12 protein-coding genes are annotated in these 22,422 nt (G+C 37.5%); 5 read left to right on the plus strand and 7 right to left on the minus strand.

The window, feature by feature from the left end:
* The 5 genes from LC418_RS15440 to LC418_RS15460 all read left to right on the plus strand — a co-directional run bounded on the left by LC418_RS15440 (position 1) and on the right by LC418_RS15460 (position 8,824).
* Positions 1–3,564, plus strand: coding sequence for a DUF4450 domain-containing protein (locus LC418_RS15440; RefSeq protein ID WP_223559789.1), 3,564 nt, complete (start codon positions 1–3; stop codon positions 3,562–3,564).
* 6 nt (positions 3,565–3,570) lie between these two features.
* The gene (locus tag LC418_RS15445; protein ID WP_223559790.1) at positions 3,571–5,709 is read left to right on the plus strand and encodes a hypothetical protein; all 2,139 of its coding nucleotides are present in this window, start codon (positions 3,571–3,573) and stop codon (positions 5,707–5,709) included.
* Between the two features lie 184 nt (positions 5,710–5,893).
* Positions 5,894–6,985 carry a glycoside hydrolase family protein gene (locus LC418_RS15450; RefSeq protein ID WP_223559791.1) on the plus strand — a complete coding sequence of 364 codons (1,092 nt, stop codon included), beginning with the start codon at positions 5,894–5,896 and terminating at the stop codon, positions 6,983–6,985.
* 292 nt (positions 6,986–7,277) lie between these two features.
* Positions 7,278–8,324, plus strand: coding sequence for a GntR family transcriptional regulator (locus tag LC418_RS15455; RefSeq protein ID WP_111960287.1), 1,047 nt, complete (start codon positions 7,278–7,280; stop codon positions 8,322–8,324).
* 56 nt (positions 8,325–8,380) lie between these two features.
* Positions 8,381–8,824, plus strand: coding sequence for a nuclear transport factor 2 family protein (locus LC418_RS15460; protein ID WP_223559792.1), 444 nt, complete (start codon positions 8,381–8,383; stop codon positions 8,822–8,824).
* A gap of 146 nt (positions 8,825–8,970) precedes the next feature.
* On the opposite strand, the gene LC418_RS15465 is transcribed toward LC418_RS15460, so the two are convergent.
* The 7 genes from LC418_RS15465 to rhaT form a co-directional block, all read right to left on the minus strand.
* On the minus strand, positions 8,971–10,119 hold the full coding sequence (locus LC418_RS15465; RefSeq protein WP_223559793.1) for an alpha-hydroxy acid oxidase: 1,149 nt from the start codon (positions 10,117–10,119) through the stop codon (positions 8,971–8,973).
* A 3-nt stretch (positions 10,120–10,122) separates the two neighbouring features.
* Positions 10,123–11,508 carry an FGGY-family carbohydrate kinase gene (locus tag LC418_RS15470; RefSeq protein ID WP_223559794.1) on the minus strand — a complete coding sequence of 462 codons (1,386 nt, stop codon included), beginning with the start codon at positions 11,506–11,508 and terminating at the stop codon, positions 10,123–10,125.
* Between the two features lie 340 nt (positions 11,509–11,848).
* Positions 11,849–13,129 (minus strand): sugar isomerase, encoded by a 1,281-nt coding sequence (locus LC418_RS15475; protein ID WP_223559795.1) that lies wholly within the window; start codon positions 13,127–13,129, stop codon positions 11,849–11,851.
* A gap of 224 nt (positions 13,130–13,353) precedes the next feature.
* Positions 13,354–15,456 (minus strand): bifunctional aldolase/short-chain dehydrogenase, encoded by a 2,103-nt coding sequence (locus LC418_RS15480; protein WP_223559796.1) that lies wholly within the window; start codon positions 15,454–15,456, stop codon positions 13,354–13,356.
* 310 nt (positions 15,457–15,766) lie between these two features.
* Positions 15,767–17,845, minus strand: coding sequence for a RagB/SusD family nutrient uptake outer membrane protein (locus LC418_RS15485; RefSeq protein ID WP_223559797.1), 2,079 nt, complete (start codon positions 17,843–17,845; stop codon positions 15,767–15,769).
* A gap of 17 nt (positions 17,846–17,862) precedes the next feature.
* Complete coding sequence (locus LC418_RS15490; RefSeq protein ID WP_111960273.1) at positions 17,863–20,904, minus strand: SusC/RagA family TonB-linked outer membrane protein; 3,042 nt, start codon at positions 20,902–20,904, stop codon at positions 17,863–17,865.
* Positions 20,905–21,232: 328 nt separating this feature from the next.
* A complete protein-coding gene (rhaT, locus tag LC418_RS15495) occupies positions 21,233–22,321 on the minus strand; it encodes an L-rhamnose/proton symporter RhaT (RefSeq protein WP_223559798.1) in 1,089 nt (362 codons plus the stop codon).
* Positions 22,322–22,422: the final 101 nt, after the last annotated feature.

The following is a 22,422-nucleotide window of genomic DNA, read 5'->3' on the forward strand; positions in this document are numbered from 1 at the left end:
ATGCAAAAAACATCCATTTTAGCAGGCTTTATCATTTTGTCTGCATTCTCACATTCTTTCGCCCAATCCAGACATTGGCAGAAAAATGAGAGGGAGCTGCATTACAAAGAAGACAAAGGGGATTTTTTGTTGGTTAATGGGAAATACCGTTTCAACCGTGCTTTATATGGCAACAACCGTGCTTCAAGAGTGGAAGCCGGAGATTTGCCGGAATTTGCATTGTATCTTCCCGGAATGGGTGGTAATCTTCAGTTTGTCATTCAGAAAGGAAATTCATTTAAAAAATTAATTCTGGCCGATAGCATTGAAACCCGTTATCGTCCTGGCCTGATGCTTTATACCATTAAAGATCAGATTCTTGGAAATGGAAATTTAAAACTGGTGGTTTTAGCACAATCTAAAGAAGAAGGCTTGATTTTAAAAATGGAAATGGAGAATGTTGATCCTGCATCAAAGATCTACGCTGTTTATGGTGGAGCAAGCGGAAAAACATTCAGCAGAAATGGCGACATCGGTGCAGACCCGGAATCAGGTTTTTATTTGCTTCCGGAATATTGTGAAGCCAATCAGTTTCAAATCAATAAAAACCAATTTGAGCTTACTTATTTAAACAAGAAAAAAGAAAATCAGTATATTAATGGAAGTTTTTCAAGCACCAATTCATTACAATTGGCCGATGCAAAAACATTGGAAAAACTATCTGATTTTACACAATATAAAGCAGAAAAATCTCCAATAATTTACGCAACGTATTCAACACAAAAAAATCCTGTTTATATTCAAATTAAAAAAGGAAAAGCAGAGAAAAATCTTTCAGATGAACAGCTAACAAGTATTTTTGACGAAGCCGAAAAATCCCGGTTATCATTAATCAACCGTGTTCAGTTAAAAACGCCGGATCCGGATTTAAATAATTTCGGAGCAACTCTTGCCATCGCCGCAGACGGCGTTTGGGAAAGCCCTACGTTTCTTCATGGCGCCGTTGCCTGGAGGATGAGGCTAAATGCCTGGCGAGGAGCTTATGCAGCTGATGTTCTCAGTTGGCACGACCGTGCAAAAGAACACTTTGAAAGCTATTCCAATTCTCAGGTTTTAAAACCCGATTCTGCCCCCGTTGAGATGGATACGCTTTTGCATCTGGCAAGACACAAAGAAAAAATGGGAACTTCGGTGTTCTCAAGCGGATATATTTCCAGAAATCCCAATGACAATTCAAAACCGCATCATTATGATATGAATCTGGTTTTCTTTGATCAGATGTTTTCTCATTTCAACTACACAGGAGATGTGGATTTTTTGAAAAAAATGTGGCCAACAATGGTCCGTCATATGGATTGGGAAAAACGGAATTTCAAACGGGACGGCCTTTATGATGCATATGCTGCAATTTGGGCAAGTGATGCTTTGCAGTATTCAGGTGGAAAAGTGACCCACACTTCTGCCTATAATTACAGAGCCAACCGTGAAATGGCAAAACTGGCAAAAATTATTGGCGAAGATTCCACCCCTTACGAAAAAGAAGCTGAAACCATTTTTAAAGCCATGAAAAACCAGCTTTGGATTAAAAGTAAAGGTTATTTTGCTGAATATAAAGATGCCCTGGGTAATAAAATTCTTCACGACAAGCCTGGAATATGGTCAATTTATCATGTTTCGGATGCTTATATTTTAAATGAATTTGAAGATTATCAAAACACGCAATACATCAACAATCATATTCCGAAGATTCCCGTAACAGTAAAAGGTGAAATTAATAAAAATTATTACACACTTTCCACCACCAACTGGCAGCCTTATGATTGGTCGATCAACAATGTGGCGTTGGCCGAGAATTTACAAACTGCTTTAGCGTATTGGCAGGCAGGAAGAAATGATGATGCCTATCGACTTTGGAAAGGCAATTTGGTCGAAAGTATGTATTATGGAATCAGTCCGGGGAATTTTGAGCAATTATCCCACTATGATGCCTTTCGTGGAGAATTGTACCGTGATTTTGCCGATCCGATTGGTGTAGCTGCGAGAACTTTAACAGAAGGACTTTTCGGAATTTATCCAAAATTACTAGAAAATAAGATCAACATAAAACCAGGATTTCCCAAAGACTGGAATTTCGCAGAACTGAAACTTCCGGATTGGGAATTTAAGTTTAACAGAAACTCTAAAAAAACAAATTATTGGCTTAAATCAAATTATGTGAACCCGGTTTCGCTTGATGTACTGATTCCTGTGAATCATACCAAAATAAAATCGGTGACAGTAAATGGTAAAAAAGCAGATTGGAGGATACAACCCAATTCTATTTTACAGCCTTTTGTAAAGTTGGAAACAGAAAAAGGAAAAGAATTCAACATTGAAATTACATATTCGGGAGAAGAATTAAAAACCGAAAAGACAGATTACATCAATTATATCTCTGAAAATCTCCAGCTCCATTTAGATTCAAAAAAGAAGATTCAACAAATCTACGATCCGCAGGCATTAATTAAAAAACGAAACGGCAATCAATTTAATTTGGTGAAAGAAGAAAGAAAAGGAACTTTTTTCGTTCAATTGGAACAAAATGGAACGCAATGGTGGCAACCTGTGAATGTCGATATTCAATATCCTTTAGAAATAAAATGGGTGAATAAAAAACTGCAAATTCAGTCTAAATCATCCAATACAATCAATGGAAAATTGAATATTGATAATTTAAATACAACTTTTTCAATTCAAAAAAATCAAAATACATCAATTGAAATTCCAACAAATAATCTAAGCAAGGGAACCAACTTCATTCAGCTTGAGTACGATGGAATCAAACAAAATGTAGAAATAACAGATTGGGAAATCGAAAATAAAGGAGAGTTCAGTCCTGTTTTATTAGCCTTAAAATATAATGAAAGAGTAACCGAAATTTTTAATCAGAAATATCTTTCACCACGGCCCAATGTCCCTACCCTGCAGCTTCCATGGCAAGGAATCGGAAACTGGTGCTATCCGTTGACTACTGCTCAAATTGATGACAGCGGACTGATGAAAAAACGAAAAGACGGAAAGCTTGAGTTCTTAGGAATTCCTTTTTTAATTAATAACGAAGAGAAAAATATTGTCTTTACAAGTCAATGGGATAATTTTCCGGAATCGGTTGAAATCCCTGTTACAGGAAAAGGACGAAAAGTCTATTTTCTGATGGCTGGTTCAACCAACCCGATGCAGTCACAAATTACCAACGGAACGGTTACGGTTCAATATTCAGACGGTTCGAGTACAGAATTAGAACTAAAAAACCCCGTGAACTGGTGGCCTATCGAGCAGGATTTGTTTGACGATAATTTTGCTTTTGAAATTCCGGATGATAAAATTCCGTACCGGGTTCAGCTGAAAACCGGGGAATTGTACAAAGGAGGAAGTTTAACAAAGTATTCGGAAATTAAAGGAGTGAGCAGTCGGTCTGTTGAAGGAGGTGCCGCAACCATTCTGGATCTGCCGATTGACCCAAACAGAGAATTAAAATCAATAAAATTAACAGCAGTGAGCAACGATGTCGTTATCGGATTGATGAGTGCCACTATTCTTAAATAAAAAAATATGAGTAAAAAATTAGCAGTATATCTTGGTATTTTTCTGATAGGCTTTTCTTCATTAACTGCTCAGAAAATAGACCGAAAAAAGGTAGTCCAGCGTCACAATGTGGTTAATACAAAAGTGGATACCTTATCTACTTTAACTGTCGGAAACGGAAAATTTGCTTACACGGTCGACATCACCGGAATGCAGTCGTTCCCCGAATATTACAAAAACGGTGTTTCTTTGGGAACGCAGTCTGAGTGGGGCTGGAACAGCTTTCTAAATACTAAAGATTATAAATTTGAAGAAACATTAAAGGCATACGATTTCAACAATGAAGGACGTAAAGCACTGTACAGTGTGCAACTGAAAGAGCCTGAGCGAAATAAAGGAGCCGTTGAGTATTTCAGAGTTAACAAACATCGTCTGCAATTAGGAAATATAGGTATTGAACTGCTTAAAAAAGATGGTCAGAAAGCAAAAATTTCAGATCTGACAAACATTAATCAAAAAATTGATCTTTGGACAGGAGTTATAACAAGTGAATTCTCACTGGACGGAATACCTGTAAAAGTATGGACGGCTTCTTTTCAGAATTCTGATAAAATCGGAATTAAAATTGAGTCTGATTTAATTGCTCAAAACAGGTTGAAAGTTTTCGCACGCTACCCTTCTCCTACCGGACAGTTTTTAGATGATGCCGCTTTTTATGGCAATGAAAATGATCATACGACAAAAATTGTCTCTTCACAATCAACGCAAGGCTTAATTCGTCACCAGTTGCAGAGTGCAGATTATTATACTCAGTTTTATTTTACAGAAGGGAAATTACGTGACGCGGGAAAACATTATTTTGTATTCGAACCGTCTTCAAAAAACAAAAAAATAGAATTAAGCGTTGAGTTTTCAGCTAAAAATCCGAAAAGCAGTAAAACATTATTTGCTGATGCAGAAAAAGAAAGCACTTCAGGATGGGAATCTTTCTGGAAAAGCGGTGCAGCAGTTGATTTCGAAGGAAGTACAGACCCAAGAGCGAACGAATTGGAACGCCGGGTTGTTCTATCAGAGTATTTAACCAAAGTACAATGCGGAGGGAGCAATCCGCCACAGGAAACAGGGTTAACTTTCAACAGCTGGTACGGAAAACCACACACAGAAATGCATTGGTGGCATGGTGTTCACTACGCTTTATGGGGAAGACCTGAGATCTTGGAAAAACAATTGGATTATTATTTCAGGACTTTTGAAAAAGCAAAAAAATTAGCAGAAAGACAAGGCTACAAAGGCATAAGATGGATTAAAATGTCTGATAATGAAGGAAATGAAAGTCCGTCTTCTGTAGCAGCATTCCTTATCTGGGAACAGCCGCATATCATCTATATGACCGAACTTCTGTACCGCGACAAACAGGACAAGAAAGTTTTGGAAAAATATAAGGACCTGATTTTTGCAACCGCTGAATTTATGGCAGATTATGCTCATTATGATAAAGAGAAGAACCGCTATAATCTCGGAAAAGGCGTCATTCCGGCACAGGAAGTTTTCCCTGCAAAAGATACATATAACCCGACTTATGAAGTAGCTTATTGGGATTGGGCGCTGAAGGTTGCTCAGCAATGGAAAGAAAGATTGGGACAGCCGAGAGATAAAAAATGGGATGAAGTTATTGCAAAATTGGCCCCGCTACCTGTTCAGGATGGTGTTTATTTGTCAACCGAATCCGCAAAAGATTCTTTCACTTTTCCCAAATGGATGACTGATCACCCTGCTGTTTTGGGAGCATTAGGAATGGTTCCCGAATCTCCGAAATTGGATAAAAAAATCATGAAAAACACACTGGACATCGTTTGGGAAAGATGGAACTGGGAACATACGTGGGGTTGGGATTTCCCAATGACAGCCATGAATGCCGCAAGACTGGGACTTCCAAATAAAGCTCTGGATGCGCTTTTCATGAACATTCAGACTAATACCTATCTTAAAAACGGTCATAATTTCCAGGATAAGCGTCTCCGTATTTATCTTCCCGGAAACGGAGGGGTATTAACGACTGTTGCCATGATGCTTGAAGGTTGGGACAGCTCCAAAGGAGAATTTCCGGGCTTTCCAAAAGACGGTTCATGGAAAATAAAAGCGGAAGGTTTCAAAAAGATGCCTTAAATTTCAGATTCATATAGTAGTAGTTAGAGTCTGCCTTTAGGCAGGCTTTTTTATGCCCTGATTTTAATTTTTCAAAACCAAAACCAAATAACCAAAGACAGATAAGTTCATATTAAACAGTTCACCGAAAGTACAGGACAGTCTACTTATATGTTTATACTAAATTAGCAGTAAATCAGATGAGATGGACAAGCCCGGACACTTTACACGCAGAGATTTTTTACAGACTTCAGCCCTTGGGATCACAGCTGTGGTTCTGGGGCTGTCATTTACAGATTCATCGTCTTCCGACACACCTTATTTCAATTTAAAACCAATTGGGCGGACCTTTTCATTGGAGAACTATTACATTTGGTGTAATTCTCCAATTTGGGGCGAGGACGGTAAGGTTCATCTTTTTTATTCCAGATGGAAAAAAGAAAAAGGAATGGGCGGCTGGCTCAACGGTTCTGAAATTTGCCGTGCAGAAGCCGAGTCTCCCTATGGAGAATTCAAGCATAAACAAGTTATTCTTTCCCCCAGAGGTGGCGAATTTTGGGATGCCACAACTTGTCATAATCCTTTAATTACCAAAGTGAAAGACGAGTATTATCTTTTCTATATGGGTAACCACAACGGAAAAACAAATACCAAAAGAATAGGGCTTGCCACTTCAAAAAGTCTTGACGGAAATTGGATAAGGCCAGAAACACCTCTGCTGCTTCCCGGAGAAAAAGGCTCATGGGACGACCATTGCACTACAAACCCAGCTTTTGTAAAAGGAAATGATGGCAAATTCTGGCTTTTTTATAAATCCTGGAACACTGAAGAATATGAAAATCAGAAAGGCCCGGTAAGAGGAAACAGAAAATATGGACTGGCAAAGGCGAACCACCCTTCAGGTCCTTATGAGAAAGTAAAGGAAAATCCTGTCATTGATTTTTCATTGTTACCTGGCAATGCCCAGCTGGAAGATGCTTTTATCTGGAGACAAAACGGAAAATTCCATATAGTAGCCCGTGATATGGGATTTTTTAACCATGAATTCGGCCTACATTTAACTTCCAGAGACGGACTTAGCTGGTCCAAACCGAAAATCGCCTATCTTAATATGAAGAGTTATATTAAGGAGCCTGCAGCGCCCAATCATTTAAAACGGTTCGGGAGATTAGAACGCCCCATGATTTTAATGGACAAAGACGGTAAGACCCCCCAATTCCTTTTCGGAGCAACACAGGGGGGAAAATTCGAAACTTCTACATCTTTTGTCTTTGAAATTATAAACACCAAAATTTAATTCTCAAATCCATTTTTCTTTTTTTTGCTTTACCAGACATCAACTTCAGGTTACACAAAATCAAACAGCTTTATTAAGTTTTTATACATTGTGCTTAACTTTGTATACTAAAATCGTATTTTTCCGTTATAGTTTATACCGGAACAATCACAATTATAATTAATATTTAAACATTTACTATCATTAAAAGCATATCAAAAAAGTTATCATAAATTTTTGTAACTTGCTTTGCACCGTTCGTTAACCTTGAGTTATTTTATAAACTGAAATAAATATCTCCTATCTCAACATCATGGCCGAAACATTTGAAATAATAATCAATGAGCATTCCAGAGTTCCTAAATACAAACAGATTGTAGATTCTATTCTTAACGGAATTGATAGTGGAGAAATTAAGATTGGAGAAAAAATTCCTTCCATAAACGAACTCAGCGAGTCCTGCTTTCTTTCAAGAGATACTGTAGAAAAAGCTTATAAAGAGCTCCGGAAAAGGCAAATCATCGAATCTGTAAAGGGAAAAGGCTATTACATCTCACGTGTTAATAAAAACGATGTGATCAACATTTTCTTCCTGATCAACAAACCGAGTACCTATAAAATGATGATCTACAATTATTTCGTCAATGCAATCGGTACCAAAGGCAATGTTGAGATGTATATTTATCACTGTGACGAAACTCTTTTCATTAATTCGTTAAAAAAGAACCTGGGCGGATTTGATTATTATGTGATCATGCCCCATTTTCGTGATGAACAGTCTAAACATACCAGTTCAACACAGCAGGTTTTAGATATGATTGAACAAATTCCGAAAAACAAATTGTTGCTGTTAGACAATACCAAGCCTAATATTTCCGGAGAATACGGTTCTATTTTTCAGGATTTCGAACATGATATTTACAATGCTTTAAAAGAAGGTTTAGACAAAATAAAAAAATACGAAAAGATCATTTTAGTATATCCCGATAAATCCATTCACCCCTATCCTTTCCGCATTGTACGCGGTTTTGAAAAATTCTGTAAGGATTTTAAACTCGATTATGAAATTCTTGACGAGATTTATCCCGACATGGAATTGCAGGATAAAGATATTTTCATCACGATTCGGGAACGGGATCTGGTGAATCTGGTTAAGCAAATCCGACAGAAAAATCTTGAGCTGGGCAAAGACATCGGAATTATTTCCTATAACGAAACGCCTCTTAAAGAACTACTTGGAATTACCGTAATTACTACAGATTTTAAAGCTATGGGAGAATCTGCAGCTTATATGATTCTGAAAAATAAAAAAGAATCTGTGAATAACGTCTTTAAATTTATTCAGAGGGATTCATTGTAGAATTTTTTTAATACTCAAAGCGCAATCGATTACACACTCCAATTAAAAATATATGTATGATTAAGAAATTGATTTTATCCATTAGTGTTCTGATAGCAATCACTGTATCCGGGCAGAAGAAAAATGATAAAGATGCTGTTATTGATGTTGCTGAAAGGCTAAGATTAGCCATGATAAGCGGTGACAAAACAAGTCTAGAAGCTTTGATTTTACCTGAACTAACTTATGGACATTCGGGTGGGCATATAGACGACGCTGCAGAATTTGTAGACAAATTAGTCACTAAAAAATCAGATTTTGTAACGATTGATATTACGAACCAAAACATCAATATCATTGGAAACACAGCGATTGTCCGCCACCATTTTTATGCAACGACTGCTGATCTTGGAAAAACTCCGGGCGATGTAACTTTGGATATATTATTGGTTTGGGCAAAAGTGAAAAACGACTGGAAATTACTAGCCAGACAAGCCGTAAAATCTGAAAAGAAAAAATAAATTATCAAGATTTTGATAAACAAAAATTCGCAAGCTAGCTTGCGAATTTTTTAGTGTAGGTTTTTGACTAAAGCCAAATGTAGAATTTCTTATTGAAAACGGACTAAAGCCTATTTCTATTGAATAGTAACAAAACCTGAAAAATTTTATTTCACTCTAAAGTTTTGTAAATCTTCCGGTTTTTCACAGCAAACCTGCTCCAGAACCTGTCTGAACTGCATTTTAAGCATTTCAATGATATGATCACCGCCTTTTTCACCTAAAGCTCCCACTGCATACATAAAAGTCCTTCCCATAAAGGTAAATTCTGCACCACAACTTAAAGCACGGGCAACATCAGGACCGGTTCTTACGCCGCTATCCATCATTATTTTGATCTGACCTTTATATTTTTCGCTGATTTCTTTCACTACGGCAATCGTAGATTCTCCGGCATCGAGCTGTCTTCCGCCGTGATTGGAGATGATCATTCCATCAAATCCTAATCGTACAGCTTCTGCAGCATCTTCGTCTGAAGCGACCCCTTTGATGACCAGCTTTCCTTTCCATTTATCACGGATAGCCTTGATTCTGTCCGGATTCAATCTTCCGGAAAACGTAGAATTCATGAACTGTCCCAGCTGTTTCACATTCATGTTTTTATCCATATACTTTTCCATTGTTTTAAAGCTCGGAACGCCATGTTTCAGCATCTCTAAACACCATTGTGACTTTACCAAAGCCTGGGAAACGTTTCGGAAATTCAATTGAGGAGGCATGGCCAACCCATTCCGGATTTCTTTTGCCCTGTATCCGAAAGTGGGAACATCTGCTAAAACGACAAGTACATCATAACCTGAAGCTTCACAGCGGTCAAGAATATCGTCGCGCAACCACTCTTCTCTTGGATGATATAATTGATACCAGGCTTTTCCTTCTGTTAATTCGGAAATTCTTTCAAGGCTGCTTGTCGTTACAGTACTTAATATGAAAGGAATATTATGTTTAAAAGCTGCTTTGGCTAAAATTTCCGGTGCATTTGGCCACATTAATCCTTGTAAACCTACAGGAGAAATCCCGAATGGCGCAGAATATTTTACTCCAAATAATTCAGTTTCCATGCTGGTTTCGCTGTAATTATTCAGATAACGTGGACGAAGCAAAACTTCTCTTAATTCACTCGTATTTCTGTCTCGGTTGATGTTTTCATTACAACCTCCGTCCAGATATTCGAAAGCGAAGCGAGGCATTCTTTTTTTTGCCTTTTCAATTAAAAGTTCAAGTGAAGCGTAACGGGTATCAAATGGAAATGACATGATTTATAAATTAAGAATTAACGGTTGAAGCACTTTCATCTGATAATGCTGCTGTAAAAAAGTTTCGTCTATTTTCTTGTTGGAAATCACCATGGAAGCTCCCAAAGCAGAACCCAACGGAGAATGTGTAGACATCACATTATAATGCTGGAAATGATGAGACATTAGTTTCATAAATACATCATTACCGGTGAATCCGCCATCGATGTAAATGTTTTCAATATCTGAATTTCCGATTGCATTTGTAATCGTATGAATCTGTAAATCCATCAGTTCGATCATCAATTGGTGATACGCTTCTTCGAAAGTTGCAAATGATTTTAAATCTGTTTCACTGATCATTTTTCGTTTTAAAATAATTCCTTCAAAGCGAAAATAAATATTTTTATTTTTCATTAAACGCAAATACAAATCCTGATCAAACTGTACTTCTCTGTGGAAACCATATTCTTTTCCGTAATAAGCACATAATTTTTCAACCTGAATTTTGTATTCATTTCCCATGAAAAAACGGGATGCTTTTACACGTTTCCCATCTATCCGCATATAATTCAGGCAATTATTTTCTATATCTTCATCAGTAAGGCTTTCATCATTAAACGGATTCAGAGAAATACTCCAGGTTCCTGTAGAAAGCAGTAAAAAAGGATCTTTTTTGCTTAAAATATAAGGCAGCAACGCGGAAGAACTGTCGTGGATTCCAACACCAATTTTAATTTTTTTATTTCTGTAAGATGTATTGATGCTTGCCGAAGTCGGTACAATGGGTGGCAATAAAGCATCTATTTCTTCTTCATACACCCATTCGTGGTAATCAGCTTTGTCATAATCCCATAGGTTGGTGTGACAGCCTATTGACGTAAATTCTGATACACCAATTCCGGTAAACAAATATGATAGGTACTGGGGTAAATGTAGACTGTAACGGATTTTTTTGAATATTTCAGGATGCTTATATTTCAACCAAAACAATTGCAGACCTGAATTCAACATTCCTGCCTGAGGCGATGCTGTTTCGCGGGCAATTTTCAGCTTGCTTCCATGTTTTTCATAAAATAAATCAAGAATTTCCTGATCCATCGGTTTGGTGTAATTGTACAGTGGAGTCAGAACATTTCCTTTCTGATCCAGGTGCACGAAACTTGCTCCATATGTGGAAAAATTGATTGCTTTTACTTCATATTTTTCATTATCAAGAATGGCATTAAAATTATCTTTTATCCAGTTTTGCAGGGCTGCAAGATCTTCTGTGGGATAACCATCTTCATCAGTGGTGAGCGGTAATTCTGTATATTCCCGAACGACTTCTTTATAATTTTTATCGAATAAAAAAAACTTTTTATTGGTTTTTCCAATATCAAATACTATGGTTACCTTTTTTTTAGACATTCTTGGGATGAATTTTTATTTTTTGTCATTGCGAGGAGCAAAGCGACAAAGCAATCTATTTTTTTAACGCAGAGTCCACAAAGTTTCATTTGACTACTGTACGTTTTTAAGTTCGCAAGGGCGTTTCACTCAGCAAAGCATACTAATTTTGTTTTAAACACCATTAAGGAGTGTTCAGATGGTAAGATGTATTAAGAAAAAATCCACTTATTTCTTAAGCAGCAAAGCTAAACCATACATCCAAACACTTTCAACCTTAATGATAAAAAAATAAGGATACATATAATAAAAACTTTCGATTGCACTCAAAAGTTGAAATTATCAATTTTAAAACAGGATTTTATAATCCCGTTGCTTTGGTTTCTAAGCCTCTTTCGGTAATTAAATTTTCTCTTACCTTTAAATTTCTGTAAGCTGCGATCGGATCTAAAGCCGCCCCTGTCTGCAACCTTGCAGCTCTTAATAACGGACGAACATCTGTTCTGTAGGCATTCTGCAGAATATCCTGAGCACCAACGACATCATTGTTTAATTGGGCTGTTTTTAATGCTTTCTGATCAACCAAAAGTGCCTGTGCATAAGCAATTAAAATGGCCTCCAATGACTGTAACAAATCTTCCAATGGGTCTTTAATGTTGTGACTTGCATCGATCATCCAAGCCGGATAAGGATTTTGAGGATTATTTTCTATTCCATATACCAATTCGTTGAAAATCAAGAACAAAGCATAGGGTTTAATGGAACCTACCGTCAAATCATCATCTCCATATTTGCTGTCGTTGAAGTGAAAACCTCCTAATTTCCCTTTGTACATTAAGGTTGCAACGATCTGCTCAATATTGGTATTCGGTAAATGATGTCCTAAATCTACCAATGTGTAAGCTCTTTCTCCACAAGCATCGGCCAGCATAAACGAAGTTCCCCAATCCTGAATGGTTGTTGAATAAAAATTCGGCTCGTAAGGTTTATATTCTATGAAAAGCTTCCAATCTTCAGGCATTCCTGCATAGATTTCTTTTAGGCTTTTTTCAGTATTCGACAAAGCCGTCTGGAAATTCAATTGTCCAGGAAAACTTGCTCCGTCCGCCAACCAAACGGTTAAGCTTTTGGAACCTAATTCTTTTCCGATTCTGATCACTTCTTTGTTGTGCTCTACGGCATAAGCCCGAGAATCTTCATTCACAGAGTTCAGAGAACCAAATTTATAAGATTGTTTAGCTCCTGCCTGATCTTGAAAAGTGTTGGAATTCATGGCATCAAAAACAAGTCCGTGAGATGCAGCTTTTTCTTTAATGGCTTTCACATCACTCGGGATATCCCAAGGAATATGCAACGAAACAGCTCCTGCAGAATGCGTTAAAGCATGAATCAATCCTACATCATCTAATTTCTGTTCTAAAGAGGAAGGTTCGCCACCGTAAGAAAATCTCCCAAACCTTGTTCCTCCGGCTCCTAAAGCCCAACTCGGAATGGCTACTTGAAAATCAGCAATTTTATTGACAATCTCAGCAACATCTGCTCCTGATTTTGTTAATTTATTGTGTAGAAAATCGAAATCTGCAGTAAAGTTTTCAATTTCTGTTGTATTGTATTGTTCAATGATATCTTTTCCTATAATCATAATTTGATTTTTTGAATTGATTTATAGACACAAAAGCTTCTTATTTTTAAACACTTTGGAACACTTAAGCTTTAAAAAAATTTAAATCAATGAAAATAAAAAGTTCACATAAGAAGAAAATCAAAGATTTTCAAAAAAGACTTAGGTGCTCTTTTTTACATTTTACAGTTAACTTAATCAACTTAAGTGTCAAAAAAGGCTTTTGTGTTAATTTTTTTAATCTATTATCTTGGAAATGCATTTGCCATTCCTCCATCTACATTGATGATGTTTCCTGTCGTTTTATCTAATATTGCGATACAGGCGAAAACTCCGTTGGCAATGTCTTCAGGAAGAATAATTTCATTTAATAAATTTCTTTTTGCGTAAAATGCAGGCAGTTCTTCAATAGTAACTCCGTTTGCTTTTGCGCGGCCTTCTGCCCAGGCTCCTTCCCAGATTTTGCTGCCTACGATTACACCGTCAGGATTTACCACATTGACGCGAATTTTATCCGTTGCCAATTCTGCTGCCAATAATCTTGTCATGTGTTGTTGGGCTGCTTTTGCAGTTCCGTAAGCTACATTATTCGGTCCGGCAACCAATCCGTTTTTACTTGCAATATTAACGATATCTCCTCCTAAACCTTGCTTTTTCATGATTTCCACACCATTTTTCACTATCAAAAACTGACCTTTTACCAAAACATTTTCTAATAAATCCCAATCTTTTGTTGTAGTATCTTCCAAAGATTTAGAAATCGCTAAACCAGCAGAATGAACGATGATATCTACTCCACCAAATGCTAAAATTGTATCTTTAAAAGCATTGACAATCGCTTCTTCATTGGTCACGTCACAAGTTACGGCTACAGCCTGATCTTTGCTGTATTTTTCTGTAACAGAATCTAAAGCTTCCTGATTCAGGTCTGTGAAAACAACTACTGCGCCCTCCTGAACCATTTTGTCTGCAATAGCCTGTCCGATTCCACCTCCGGCTCCGGTTACGATTGCAATTTTTCTTGACAATGGCTTTTCTTTGGGCATTCTCTGAAGTTTCGCTTCTTCAAGCAACCAGTATTCAATGTCAAATGCTTCCTGTCTCGGTAAAGAAGTGTATTCAGAAATGGCTTCTGCACCACGCATTACGTTGATTGCATTTACGTAAAATTCGTTTGCAACACGCGTTGTCTGCTTATCTTTTGAGAAACTGAACATCCCCACTCCCGGGTAAATGATGATCACAGGGTTCGGATCACGCATTGCAGGGCTGTTTGGGTGCTTGCAGGTTTCGTAATATTCTTTGTATTCTTGTCTGTATTGTTCAAAAAGAGGATTTAATTTTTCTAAAACAGCTTTAGAATCAGTTAAATCTTCATTTTTGTCTAAAGTTAAAACTAAAGGCTGAATTTTCGTACGTAAAAAATGATCCGGACAAGAAGTTCCCAGTGGTGCTAAACGCTCCAAATCATTACTGTTGATGTACTCTAACACAACATCGCTGTCTGTAAAATGGCCAATCATTCTGCTTTCAGATGAAGCTAAACCGCGTAACAATGGCATCAATTGAGCTGCTTTATTCTTACGCTCGTTAGCTGGAAGAGATTCCACTTTTTGTCCGCCAAAAACCTGCCCTTTTTCTTCGATTTTTTTAGCAATATATTCAGAAGCCATTTCGATAACTTCCAAACTGTTGATGTAACATTCGTAAGAAGTATCCCCCCAGGTAAATAATCCGTGGCTGCCCAAAACAATTCCTCGGATTCCAGGATTATCGTTTAAACATTTTTCCAATTGCAATCCTAAGTCGAAACCCGGACGCTGCCATGGAACCCAGCCCATTGTATCGCCCCAGATTTCTTTTGTAATTCTTTCGCTGTCTTTTGCAGCAGCTACCGCAATTAAAGCATCCGGATGAAGGTGATCGATATGTCTGAATGGAAGTAAACCATGTAAAGGCGTATCAATAGAGGGCGCTTTGCTGTCCAGATCAAAAATACAGTGATTGAATAAGCCTACCATTCTGTCTTCATCTGCCAAGCCCTGGTACACATTTTTCAGATTTCTCAGTCTTTCTGTGTATAATCCGGCAATTCCTTTTCTAGTTAAAGTTCCGATGTCACCACCTGAACCTTTTACCCACATTATCTCAACTTCTTCGTTGGTTAACGGGTCTTTTTCAATGGTTTTGCAACTTGTGTTCCCTCCTCCATAATTGGTAATTCTTAAATCTGCCCCTAATATGTTTGAGCGGTATAAAAATAAAGCCACCTGATCATTTCCTAAAGATGCCGCTTTGTTTTCATCCCATAAATAGTCTACGTATTTAAATGCTTTTACTTTTTCCATTTGTTATCTTATATTTCTAAATTTTAACCAAAATTAGATCGTAATATTTTTTATAGCATCCCGTACTATACTGCTAAATGCTTTATTTAAAGATAAATTAACGTTTAAATAAATGAATTCTATATCAATCTGATTCCGGTTATTTTGATTAATAATTTTGTGGTTATTGGTTGTTTTTATTGTAACCATTAAGAAATGTAGAAGGTTAAGATCTATTAAGGAACGTCCAAAATGTTTTTGAAGCATAACATTTTAGCTTAAACCCTTAAATCATACATTCTAAATTTCTTAATGTTAAATTTTATTTGAATTAATATCCGGGCAATTGACTCAGATTTGGATTATCAACCAACGGATGGCCTGCCGACTGTGCAGCAAAAGGAAGCAATTCTGTTTTATTCGGTACAAATCCGTAGAAAAGACCGTCTCCCCCGCCTTCTATCCAATTGGGATATGTTCCTCCGTTTTCTGCTGAGCCTGTTGGCTTGGTGTAGATGATACTCCCGATCTGAAGCTGGCCTGCAGCAGCTCCTATAAATCCGGCTGTCCTTTTTGCATTGCTGTTAAATGTACTGTTATAAGCCTGGAACATATTTGCAGGATACCATTTGTCATCCGTTGTTGTGGCTTGTCCGTGTGCTACTGCAATAGCTCTTAATGCGGTCTGATAATTCGCGAAGCCTGTAGAACTCGTGGGAACATTAGTAATTACTGCAACTTCTGCAGAACTCGTAATATCAATATATTTTAATGCCAAAAACGGATCACCATAAACCTGTGCATTTTTTTCAAGTTTATAAAGTCGGTAAACAGGTGTATTTGCATAGGCTCCCGTTTTGTTTGACAAGTTTTTCATCGCCTGCCTTGTCGCATCAATTTCGCTTGCCAAACGATTCATTCTGATCAAATCTGTACGAAGATTAAACTCTCCTGCAAATTCCCATTTACGCTCCTGAACAATAGCGGCTTCAAATGCCTGCTGACCAGACGGAACCGGTATAGCCCCGATTCCTGCACGGTTTCTTACCTGCATTAAAGCAGAAGTTCCCGCAGCAGTAGGCCCTCCGTTTAAATAGTTCTGGGTTTCTGCATACATTAATAAAACATCTGCATATCTTAAAATAGGAATATTTAAATTACGTGCATCTGCCGCCTGAGGCGCAACACACCATCCCATCCTGAATTTACCTGACAGAATGCAGGAAAATGTAGTTCCGGCATTCACCCAGGTATCCCCTGCTGAACCGTTATTTAAGAAGTATACACTGTAAGAAGTACAAGAAACATCTCTACGTGTATCTCCCTGGTTAAAAGACAGATAATAACTAGGAAGAATGAATTGTAGTGCCTTTCTTGATCCATACGTTCCTCCACGGGAACCTTCGTTGGCGTACACTCCAAAAGCTGAGTTTGTATTTGCCCCATATTCAGCAACTTGCCAAAGAATTTCTGAGTTTGTCACTGAAAATTTTCTCTGGCAGAAATTGAACCACAGCGCTTCAAAACCACTTTTGCCTCCCTGGGCCTGAACCAAAGTATTTGTCCCTCCGTTGATAATAGCAGCACAGGCATTGTCTGCAATCTGGTATAATTGCTGAACTCTGCTGTTATCACTACGACGCGACATCATTGCCCCGCTTCCGGTATTCAGGTCCCAACGAAGGGAATACCCTGCTGCATAAAGGGCAATTCTCGCCAATAATGCATTGGCTCCCTGTTTCGTTAAACGTTCTGTTGTTGCATATCCACTTTGTCCAAAATTTGGAATGTTTACTACAGATTCCTGAAGATCAGCAATGATGCGATCGTAAATCTCATCCCTTGAAGTACGTTTTGGATATAATGTATTCGGGTCATTCGGATCCATCTCATCCAGAGGTTTAAAAACCGAAGGAACGTCTCCGTAAACGCGAATTAAATTATAATAACAAAATGCACGAATAGCCTTCACTTCAGCCAATAAAGCATCACGTTTTGTGCTTGCTTCCATTTTGCTTAATCCGCTCACTGCAATATTTGTTCTTTCAATAACCGCATACATCGCAGAGTAAATCCCTGTAACTGTATTCGGGGTATAGGCATCATATTGATAGTTGGCAATATTATATTTGGAATTATTTGTAGAACCATCTTCTGAAGAGTGGGTTACGGTGTCTCCTGCCCCCAGCTGGTAATACATTTCAGTTGGAACTATACCTCTGTAACACCCCAGGACAAACATCTCTGCAGTATCTATATTTTTAAATACAGATTCTGTATCCAATGAATTGTAAGCGGGCTGATCCAGAAAATCTTCGCTGCATGAATTCATTGCTAAAACGGCGACGAAAATTGAGGGAAGAATGACTAGTTTTCTTAGAAATATGGGAGTATTATATATATTTTTCATGATTTAAATATTACATATTAGAAAGTTAAATTAAGACCAAGAACATAGCTTCTTGAACGAGGATATGTAGAACTGTCATATCCAGGTGTAACAGTCACTCCGCTTGCCGCCGTAACTTCAGGATCATACCCTGAATACCCTGTAATTGTAGCCAAATTATTAACTGTAAAATAAATACGGGCATTAGACAGCATCACTTTATTTAAAAACTCTTTGGGAAAAGAATATCCTAATGTTACCTGGGAAATTCTCAGATAAGAACCGTCTTCTACATAATATGATGATGGATAAGCAATATTTACAGTATTTGCATTGCTCAGACTCCAAAGTCTTGAATTTTCATCCGGGTTTAGCTCTTTAAGCCTGATGAGATTAGTTGTTGCCTGTCCCGTATTAGGATCAATCAAATGATAATAATTGTTTCCGAATTCTGAAGGAACATTCTGGAACATTGCATATGGACTTAAACTTTGTTTAGTAGCATTGTAAATATCATTCCCAACGCTGAATTTCATAAATACGGCCAGGTCAAAGCCTTTGTAAGAGAAATTATTACTGATTCCCCCGATAAAATCCGGAGTACCGTTTCCGATCTTCTGCATTTTTCTTGTAAACTGGTCTCCTGCCTCATTATCAGCAGCAAATTTCATATCTCCCGGTTTAGGAGTTCCGGTTGAAGGTTTTACAACTCCCGGTTTTAAGGTTAATGATCCGTCCGGATTTTGAGTAAAATCATCCGTAGTATATACTCCCTGATAAATATATCCGTACATATCTCCTAATTCCTCTCCTACAGTTGCATAGTAAGTCACCATTCCCGTTCTGCTGCCTCCTACGCTGAATGTTTTATTCAGTTGTCCGTTTTCAAGAGAAAGAACTTTAGATTTATTGAAAGAGATATTAAGATCTGTTGTCCATCTGAAATTTTCTGATCTTAAATTCACCGTATTTAGTGTGAATTCCATCCCCCTGTTTCTCATAGAACCGATATTCTGGTATTGTCTTGAATATCCTGAAGAAACGGGAAGTACACTTTCGAAAAGCATTTTGCTTACGTTATTATTATACCATTCGGAGGTTAATTTAATTCTGTTTTTAAAAAAAGCTAAATCTACACCAATATTGGTTGTTCTCAGCTCTTCCCACTGAAGATCACGATTTCCCCAGTTTGTACTTGTAACGTATGCCGGATATCCCTGAGTATTGTTCATTGGATAATCTGTAAGTAAAACATTGGTTCTCCATAAGTTATTAGCAACTCCATTGTTACCCGTAACCCCATATTCAATTCTTAATTTAAAATCATTAACGATTTTATCGATCTTATGACCCTGCCAGAAATTTTCCTGAGAAACACGCCATGCACCTGCTACAGACGGAAAATATCCCCAGCGAGAACCTTCTGCAAATTTTGAAGAACCATCTGCACGTATTGTTCCTGTAATTAAATAACGATTATCATAGTTGTAATTCACACGGGCAAAATAGGAAAGTAAGCTGTTGCTTGATCTATCTGTATTTTTATCGGCAACCGTTGCGTTGGCAATATCATCCAATCCGAAATTAGGATATGGGAATTTTGTAAGCCTCATGCTGCTTCCTTCGGATTCTTCATACCAGATTTCGTTCCCGATTAAAGCATTTACTTTATGTTTTTCACCAAAAGTTTTATTATAATTCAAAGTATTGGTGATCTGATAACGGAATGTTTCCGCATTGGCAATATTTCCGTTAATCCCTGTGTTGATAGGATCTGTAAGAAAGGCACGGGAATTCTGATCTGAAAATGATGTTGATTTACTGTTTGTCCAGCTGTATTGTCCGGCGGTTCTCCATGTGAAGTTTTTCAGAAAGTCAAATTCGATACCTGCATTGGCTACGAATGTTCTTGTACGTTTGTTCGAAGTAGATGCCTGGGTTTCTATGAATGGGTTTTCTGTATCGAACCCAGAATCTAAAGCTGAAAAATCCGGGAAAGTCTGAGTGTTGAACAACTGATCCTGAGTAAATAATGTTCCCCCGGTGATAGGCTGAAGAAGAATTTTTTTCATTCCTGAATAAGCACCTCCCCCGTTTACAGAATTGTTCGTAAACATGGTGTTGAAATCTACTCTTACCCCTTTATACAACTCTGAAGTGATATTGGCACGTAATGAATTTCTTGTTTCGCTATAATTTTGAAGCAAACCCTCCTGCTTATTGTAATTATAACTAATGAATGCCTGTGTTTTATCGTTTCCGGCAGAAACGTTTACGTTGTGGTTCTGAGTTAAACCTGTTCCTCCCAACATTTTTTCCTGCCAGTCTAATGCAGAAGCAGATCCGTAGCGATTGGCAATTCTCTGATAGGCTCCTGAATAAAATCCTGGTGAATCTGTACCCAAATTATTGTCAAAAACATTACTCCACGCTGATGGTTTGGACTGAAGCACTCCCAATTCGTATTGATATTTTACATATTGTTCTGGATTTGAAAGCATATCCAGTTTTTTTGAAAGCATATCAAATGACATGAAAGTATTGTAGTTGACAACCGTTCTTCCTTTTTTCCCGCTTTTAGTTTTAATAACAATAATACCGTTGGAACCTCGGGCACCATAAATGGCAATGGCAGAAGCTCCTTTTAGTACATCTATACTTTCAATATCATTAGGATTAATCACATTCAAAGCGTTATCCAATTGAAAACCGTCTACAATATAAAGCGGATCAGAACTCTGAGTAATGGAAGAACCTCCCCTGATTGTAACATTTGCGCTGGCTCCCGGAGCACCACCCGCTGTCACAATATTTAGACCTGCAGCTCTTCCCTGGAGTGCCTGTAAAGCATTCATTGCCGGTGTAGCTGCTAAGTCTTTTGCAGAAACTGAAGAAACAGATCCTGTTAAGTCCGACTTCTTAACTTTACCATAACCAATAACGACCACTTCCTCAATATCTTTTATACCATTCTTCACAGTATCATTTACTGCCTTTTGCCCCCAGACAAAACTTGTTGAAAGCATAAATGCCGGAAACACTATTCGCTTTATATTTTTGTGTTTAACTATCAAAGACATATGTTAATTTTTATGTTACCAAAATACACCGTTACAAAAATTCGGGCATCCTGCAATATCCTGTATTAAAACATTCATAATTTATCATGATTAACCAGAAATATTTAAATTATATTTCAAATAAATAATAAAACAACCGTAAATTATCAATTATTCAGTACAATACTTAACTAAACCGTGAATTAAAAGTTCCTTTTTAAATAGACACTCCTTTTTTAGAGTTAAATTATTTTTAATAAAAAGACACTGAAAAAATCAGTGCCTCTAAAGGAGTTAGAATTCTAACTCTGAAACTATACAAATGATAATGTAAAACCGTAAATGAAGCTTATCTCAAAGAGTTTCCGTATCCTACCATCAAAATAGAAATAAACATGACGATCATTCCAACAGCAATGGTAGTAATGGTTCTTTTAGAAACTCCTTTCCACTCTTTGATGATAATTCCCCATAAATTAGCTATAAAAATGATAAATGCCATGTGTAAAATCCACGAACTGGCGCCATTGCCCATTTTACTTTCGCCCATACCGTAAAAGAAAAACTGTAAAAACCACATAGTTCCGGCAAGCGCGCAGAAAATCAGGTTTCGTAAAACCGGTACGTTTCTTTTGGTATAATCGGTATATGATTTATTTTTAATGGCTAAATACAAACAGCCTACAAGGTTGACTGCCATTCCGCCCCAAAGCACAACAACATACGTTACATTATTTTGAAAAAGGAATTCTCCCTGTCCCGGGTTAGAATTTTTCCATAATTCATTGGCTACGATTGCCATTGGCTTTCCGGCCTCCAGTCCGAAGTTGAAGCACGCACTTAAAACTCCGGAAATGATGGAAACAATTAATCCCAATCCGAATTTATACTCCGTTTTTACTTCCATACCATGAGGATCTGTTGAATCGGTTTGCAGTTCTTTTTCCTTCATCATCCCCGCTTTTCCGCTGATAATGATTCCAACTACACAAACCAGAAGCCCTAATAGAACAAACTGGCCCCATTTGCTGGAAAACAATAAACCGATATTGTCTTTTCCTGTTTGCGGAGAAAATTCATAATAAATAGAAGGAACCAGCGAGCCAAACACCATGCAAAGCCCCAAAATAATGCTGCTTCCGAGTGCTACTCCCAAATACCGAACCCCCAAACCATAAGTAAAACCTCCAATTCCCCACAAAGCACCAAACAAAAACGTCAGCCCCAATATGGAAGAACTTTCATTCAGGATAATTTCCCAAAAATTAGGGATGGTAAGAAATGCCGCAAGCGGCGGAACGATGATCCAGGAAAAAACTCCTCCTATCAACCAATAGGTTTCCCAGGACCAGCCTTTTACTTTCTTATAGGGCAAGTAAAAACTCCCCGAAGAAAAACCTCCTAAGAAGTGAAAAAAAACTCCTAATAATGCATTCATAATTTTATCTTATGGATTGAATTTGAAAATTAATACTATGAAATCGATTGCGCATCTTGTAGTGTCATGCTGTAATAATAATTGTTTGTCTTGAAATCAAA

Origin of the sequence: Chryseobacterium lathyri (genome assembly GCF_019970085.1) — a bacterium.
GTDB classification, from domain to species: Bacteria; Bacteroidota; Bacteroidia; order Flavobacteriales; family Weeksellaceae; genus Chryseobacterium; species Chryseobacterium lathyri.